Annotated in this window: 5 protein-coding genes; all 5 read left to right on the top strand. The window is 51.5% G+C overall.

Going from position 1 to position 6,342, the window contains the following annotated elements; genetic code table 11:
• Nucleotides 1-408 precede the first annotated feature (408 nt).
• Nucleotides 409-1,548, top strand: a complete 1,140-nt coding sequence (locus tag Q0294_RS15015) for a hypothetical protein (RefSeq protein WP_299467067.1) — start codon at nt 409-411, stop codon at nt 1,546-1,548.
• The gene (locus Q0294_RS15010; protein WP_299467065.1) at nt 1,545-3,113 is read left to right on the top strand and encodes a hypothetical protein; all 1,569 of its coding nucleotides are present in this window, start codon (nt 1,545-1,547) and stop codon (nt 3,111-3,113) included. Before Q0294_RS15015 ends, Q0294_RS15010 begins: the two co-directional genes overlap by 4 nt.
• A gap of 303 nt (nt 3,114-3,416) precedes the next feature.
• Entirely contained in the window at nt 3,417-4,766 is a 1,350-nt protein-coding gene (locus Q0294_RS15005; protein ID WP_299467063.1) for an MFS transporter, read from the top strand.
• A 94-nt stretch (nt 4,767-4,860) separates the two neighbouring features.
• Nucleotides 4,861-5,472, top strand: coding sequence for a pyridoxamine 5'-phosphate oxidase family protein (locus tag Q0294_RS15000; RefSeq protein ID WP_299467061.1), 612 nt, complete (start codon nt 4,861-4,863; stop codon nt 5,470-5,472).
• Nucleotides 5,473-5,533: 61 nt separating this feature from the next.
• On the top strand, nt 5,534-6,342 hold an 809-nt coding region (locus Q0294_RS14995; protein ID WP_299467059.1), incomplete at its 3' end, for a DUF1559 domain-containing protein.

Below are 6,342 nucleotides of genomic sequence, written 5' to 3'. Positions count from 1 at the left end.
CGCTCTAATGTATTTTAATTCAGTAGGAAAGTGTTCGTTTCGACCAAAATTTGTGCGATATCAAAGTTGATGATTCCAAAATGAAACATACAATTTCTACTGGCATATACCTTTGAAAAGCGGGGCGGTCAAACTTTTGGCTCTGCGCAAGGGGAGGGTTTTTGCTTAAAAAAAAGTTTCAGGTGACTGGGCCGGAAAATAGCGGTTGTAGTGATAAAAAGCCCGCTGTTTTTTCGGTGTATCTGGTGAAATTCAGACAAAAATGCTCATGAACTGCCTCTCTGGAGGTGAGCCCTATGATATCAGCAGTCGGGATGTCTATAATGGGAAAGGCCCTTTTTGTTCAAAGATGCAGGTCGATTACCTTTCAATTTCAGGCTTACCTACCACTAAAACGGTACCGATTTTATGGCTCGCTGGCTGAATATTCCGTCGAAAAAAAAACGCCGCGAAGAGGATATTCCCGAGCCTTATGAAATTGTCTGCGTTTGCGGTGTGAGCCTGTCAGGTTACCGGCGAAAGACTCCCTATCGCCATGCCTGTCAACAATGTGAAGAAACGTACTTCATTCTTCCCCGCAACAGTTATCCCGCGCCCAAACCCCGCAAAAAGAAAAAACAACTTCCGACACAGCAGCAGATTTCGGAATACATTCTGAATTCTCCTCTGGTGGCGCGGCTGCGGGAAAGACTTGAACAGAAGCAAGCGGCCCGGCAACCCCAGGCAGCGCAAACACCGGTGGCGGCAAAACCAAAAATTTCCCCGTTCGAACTGCCTCCGCCGCGCACCAGACTGATCACTCCTTTCCGGGGAATTCTGGCAGGCATTGTGCTGATTATTGGTCTCACGGGCTACGGGATCATTCACAGTCGCAATTTGGATCAGGCAACGGAAATGCTCAAAACTGCGACTGAGGCCGGCGAAACACTTTTAAAGCAAGGCGATTTGCCAGGCGCCAATGCCGCCTACCTGGACGCGTTCCAGGCCCTCGATACACTGGGACGCAAAGATCAGGGGGCCAACGAAATACGTCAGACCTCCCGCGAGCTGCAGGCCATCACCTCGCAGGCCGTTTCGCCTCTGTTTGAAATCGCCGATGAAGCGATTGCGCATATCAAGCAAAGTGATCTCAAAAGCTGGCAATCGCTGTTCGATGTCCGATACGCGGGAACCTGGATGATTTTTGAAGCCACGCTGATTCCGCTTTCAGTAGATGCCGAAACAGAAACGCCCCGTTTTCGCCTCAATTTACCAGTCCTGCTGGATGAATATACGCTCTACCTGGAACTCTCTTCGCCAAACTTCCTTGAGTATCTGGAACAGCATCCCGGACAGCCTCTCATTTTTGCTGCCCAGATCGCAGGCTTTGATCAGGATGCCGGCCAGCCCGATGCCGGTATTATTCTGCTGAATGGCGAAACCGCATTCTTGTGGTCGCATCTGAAACTGTATGAACAGTTGGGAATTCAATTCGATGAATTTCATGACCGCAATCAAATTCAAACAATTCTCAATCAGCAAACCCGGTATCTGGGGCTGTCGAAATGAAAAAACAGACTCTGAATCGAATATTAATACTCTGGCTGCTGACTCTGATGGTATGTCAGAATGCCGTTTTTTCCGCTGATCGAAGTATTCAGTATTTTGTCAGCCAGCGCGAGCAATGGAAAAAATTGATTGGTGTTTCGCAGACGTTAGAGGGACGGATCTCGACTTTCAGTTCCAAGTCGCTCCGCTTTCGAAATTGCCCCATCCCGTTTTATTTTGTGGGTGACATCCCCAAGCTGGATACCAGTTTTAAAAATGTGGAAGTCACGGGTGCACTGGCCCGTGAAAACGGTCGTGTGGTGTTTAACGTCAAATTACTGAAAAAAATGCCAACCGATATCGAGCATTTCGTGACAGAAGAATCGAAAATTGACCGTGCCAGGCCGCGAGACTGGTATTCCCTTGCGGACTGGGCCAAGCAGCGGGCCGATTTTTACGAGGATGAAGAACTGACACAGAAAGCGCTGTCCGCGTATAAAAGCGGTATCGACGCCGACTACCGACAACTGCTGGTCAAACAGCCCGAGTCGCTTCTGAAGCTGGCCGATCGCGCGCAGCAATATGAACTCGATCCGCTGTTGTACGATGCGCTCCGACATGAGGCACTCGTACTGGAATGGCAATCATTACTGAAGCAGAAGGACCCGGATCAGGGACCCTTGCTCAATCAGATTCTTAAATATTTCCCGACCGCCAAAACACCTCAAAAGGCAGATGTCCCGGAAGAGCGCAAACAGTATCTGGAGAATCAGACCGAGGTTTTTCAGCAAGCCGATCAACCGAAACGACAACGGCTCGTACGCTGGTTCTATGCGCAGTTGCTGCTGGACGACATTCTCAAAAAGCTGGGAACAGGAGGGAGCAACGGTTTTGAAATTGCCGCGCTCATTACAAAACAGCTGCCGGAACGAACCGAACTGGTGACGCAATATCAGAATATGCAACTGGACTTTGATTTCAAACGGATCGATGAACTGCCTCGCCAGTATGTATTGGATCTTTCGCAGGAATATCAGAAGCGGGGAAACCAGGACAAAGCCAGGCAAACGCTGGCCAACTGGCTGGGGGGGCGTCAGAAAAAACTGGAAGCCAACGACGCGGACGGCCGTGTTGCTCTGGCCCGCGATCTGCTGGAACTGACCGAAGACAAAGACGCCGCAGCGAAACTGTTGCTGCAGGCCTGGGACTTGAATCCCAAATCGGCAGAAGCGGCCACCTTACTCGGGCGAATGGGTTTCATGCTGCAGCAGGAAAAATGGCTCAATCCGGAAGAGGTCAAAGAGTTCCGCGACGATCCGATTCGCAAGGCCATTCGCAACGGCACGGTCATCGCGGGCATGAACCGGGATCAGGTCAAAAAAGCATTGGGCGCACCGACTCAGATTGGTCGCAGTTTTTCCGGAGGAGAAATCAACGAATTGTGGATTTACGGCGAAGCGAGCAATCAGAGTCTCATCATTCAACTGGCCCGCAAGCAACGCGCACAGGAATTCAAGGTAGTCCGTATCAAAAACGCACAAGCCACTCCGTCCCCCATCAAAGAAGATGCAGAGACGGTGGAATGAGCCGTTCGGGACTGGTTTATCAATGTTCCCGTGATGCGCCTCTAAATGAAATTCAGCTCATATTCAGGGGTTTGGCTCGATCAACATTGTAAGAAATCCGGTCAGTCAGTATGGTTTAGCTGCGCGTGTCCTGGCTGTTGAAATCAATGTCTGCGTTCCCGCTGATGTGAGCCGCCTGGTTCACGAACCTGGCGAATGTTTCTGCAAAGCGATGCTTTTCTGTGAAGAACATCGATGCGCAGAAGTTTGATTTCAAAATCGGAATCACGGCACAATTGATGCCCCCTCTACAAGGACTGTACCGTGGTGAAGGAAATGGAATTGACGCCGACTGAAAAACTGCCCCCTTTGTATCATGATCCCTCTTTCTGGGGCATGACGATCACACAATTCTGGGGGGCCTTCAATGATAACCTTTATAAGCAGCTTGTGCTCCTGTTCTGCGCGCAGCAGGCCCTGCAGACTCAAAGCAGCGACAAACAGGCGATCGCGCTGGCGGTGTTTGCGCTGCCGTTCGTTTTCTTTTCCGGCCTGGGGGGCTGGTATGCAGACCGCCACACCAAACGTACGATTGTCATTGCCTGCAAGGTCGCGGAAATCGTGATTGCGCTCTTAGCGATGGCTGCTTTTTTCACCGGCGCTTTATTGCCGCTGCTCATTGTACTTGGACTGCTCAGCACACAAAGTGCCATGTTCGGGCCGGCGAAATATGGCATTCTGCCCGAGATGCTCCGCAATGATGATTTACCGCAGGCCAACGGCATCATTCAAATGACAACGTTTGTTGCGATTATTTTCGGCATGGCGTCGGCCGGTTTCGTGAAACAGGCGTTTCCGGATCAACTCTGGAAAACCAGCTATTTCTGTATCGGGATTGCGGTCATCGGCACGATCGCTTCCTTCTGGGTTCGCAGAACGCCTGTCGCACAGCCCGGTCTCCCTTTTCGCTGGTCGACGCTGGGGATTAATTCTGAAACGAGAACCCTGCTGCTGCAGGATCGCAGACTGTTATCGGTCCTGCTGATATCTTCAGTCTTCTGGTTTGTGGGGGGAATTATTCAACCACTCGTGAATATCTTCGGGATTGGTCAACTGCACTTAAGCGAAAGCCGCACCAGTCTGATGGCGGCCTGTATGGGGGTCGGCATTTCAGTGGGCTGCATCATGGCCGGCCGTGTTTCACACAAACGCGTGAATTTCAAATTGGTCACCATCGGCGCCTGGGGCATTGTTTTTTGCCTGATTATTATGTCGGGCATTGGCTGGTGGGGACCTGGTGACGGTCTGGACAGTCTGAAAGACGCAGATACCTCGTTATGGGATGCTTTCATCCCCCAGAGTCCGGCCGAGTGGATGGCCCGTTCGGTCCTGACGCTCGTGGGATTTTTCGCCGGGCTGTTTGTGGTGCCGCTGCAGGTCGAACTGCAGACCCGACCTCCCAAATCACAAAAGGGGCGCATGATTGGGACGATGAATCTGATTAACTGGATCGGCATCGTGCTGTCGGCCCTGTTCTTTCAAATTTTTACTCTCGCCTGTACGAGTCTCAATTGGCCCATGAGCCACGTTTTTCTGGGACTGGCGCTGGTCATGCTGCCCATCGCGCTGTTTTATCACCCCCAAGATGAAGTTTTGTCACACGAGGCTCCCTAAACTTCCGAACTTTTGCTTGACCATTGGCTTAGATCAAGCAGAATAAAGATAGCGTAAGTAAATCCGTGGAATCGATCTTCCGAACAGAGCTGTCATGACCCGACAATTTGAATTCAATCCTGCAAACGTCAGTACGATTCTGGAGGAAACCTGGCTGCACCTGAAATCGGCTGCTGAGACAGAGACGCATCCCTGGCGGCTGGGAAATCTGGCTACGGTTTCAGAAGGACGGCCGCGCGTGCGCACGGTGATTCTGCGGGACGTGCAGACGGATGAGCGGGAACTCATCTGTTATACCGATCAGCGGTCCGATAAAATCAGCGAACTGAAGGACTCCCCCTGGATGGAATGGGTGAGCTACGACCCGATTACGCGGGTCCAGATCCGTCTGAGAGGCAGCGCGACAGTTCACATCAATGATGAGTGCGCCAAACAACACTGGTGGGACAGCAGCCCCGAACACCGCCGCGGCTATATCACTGTTTCCCCGCCGGGAACAATGGCGGAGAGCGCTGTTCCCAATCTGCCCGACTACCTGTTTGACCGGCTGCCTAACGATGAAGAAGCACAAATGGGTTTTGAAAACTTTGCAGTGATCGTGTGCCGCATCGAGCATCTCGACTGGCTGCAACTCCGCCGCAACGGTCATCTCGCCGCACAGTTTCTCTGGACCGACAAATGGGAAGGTCACTGGAAATACGCGTGAGAGTCTGCTCAAATAGAAGATCTGTTTTGAGTGTAACACATCTCTTTCAGGAAAAATCGTCATGTCCTGGCAACGCTGGATTTCCATCGGACTGGTTCTGGGCCTGTTGCTCCTCGCATTTGGTTTAATCATGCCGGCGGTCTTCCAGGCTCGAGAGGCAGCACGCCGCAATACTGCCAAAAATAATCTGAAACAGATTGTTCTGGCACTTCATAATTATCACGACGTTCATCGCTGCCTGCCTCCTGGTGGAACCATCCGCGAGGACAATGCCGCGATGCAGGGTTGGATCGCCATGATGATGCCGTTTCTCGATGCGAGTCCTTATTACAGCTGGCTGGATTTTAATGAGTCCTGGGAGAGTACCGCTAACCGGTATGTGTTCGACCAGAGGTTACCCGTTGTTATAATACCCGGCGTCGAACAGCATTATACCGATTCAGGATTTGGCGTGACGCAGATCATGGGAAATCCGAATCTCCTCCATCGCAACAGTGATGTGACTATTAAAGAAATGACAAATGGCACTTCATTTACCTGGCTCGCCGGCGAAGTGACCGGTGATTTTCAACCCTGGTGTTACCCGTTCAACTGGCGACCGCTGGGAACAAAACTGTGTCAGGGACCAGCCAGCTATGGTCGCCCCGAATGGGGAGGCGGGCATCTGTTATTTGCGGACGGGCATATCAAATTCTTCACGGATGCTACTTCATCTCAAATGCTGCAGCGCTACGACGCGGCACCCCCCGTCGCGACGAAAGCAGAGACTGCCGTTCCAAAAAAAGTTTTTCAGACAGGCAATTTTCACTGGGATCGCATCGATCTGCAGTCTGATCCCAAAGCGCGAGATGAATATTTTGCATCTGGCTT

Origin of the sequence: uncultured Gimesia sp. (genome assembly GCF_937919775.1) — a bacterium.
Lineage (GTDB): Bacteria > Planctomycetota > Planctomycetia > Planctomycetales > Planctomycetaceae > Gimesia.
Note: the sequence above shows the minus strand (reverse complement) of the source record. Positions and strands in the feature narration are given on the sequence as shown.

Bases quoted from the DNA above. Each gene is read 5' to 3' on its own strand.
- Q0294_RS15010 (WP_299467065.1), top strand. From the start codon at position 1,545: ATGAAAAAACAGACTCTGAATCGAATATTAATACTCTGGCTGCTGACT.
- Q0294_RS15015 (WP_299467067.1), top strand. From the start codon at position 409: ATGGCTCGCTGGCTGAATATTCCGTCGAAAAAAAAACGCCGCGAAGAG.
- Q0294_RS15000 (WP_299467061.1), top strand. From the start codon at position 4,861: ATGACCCGACAATTTGAATTCAATCCTGCAAACGTCAGTACGATTCTG.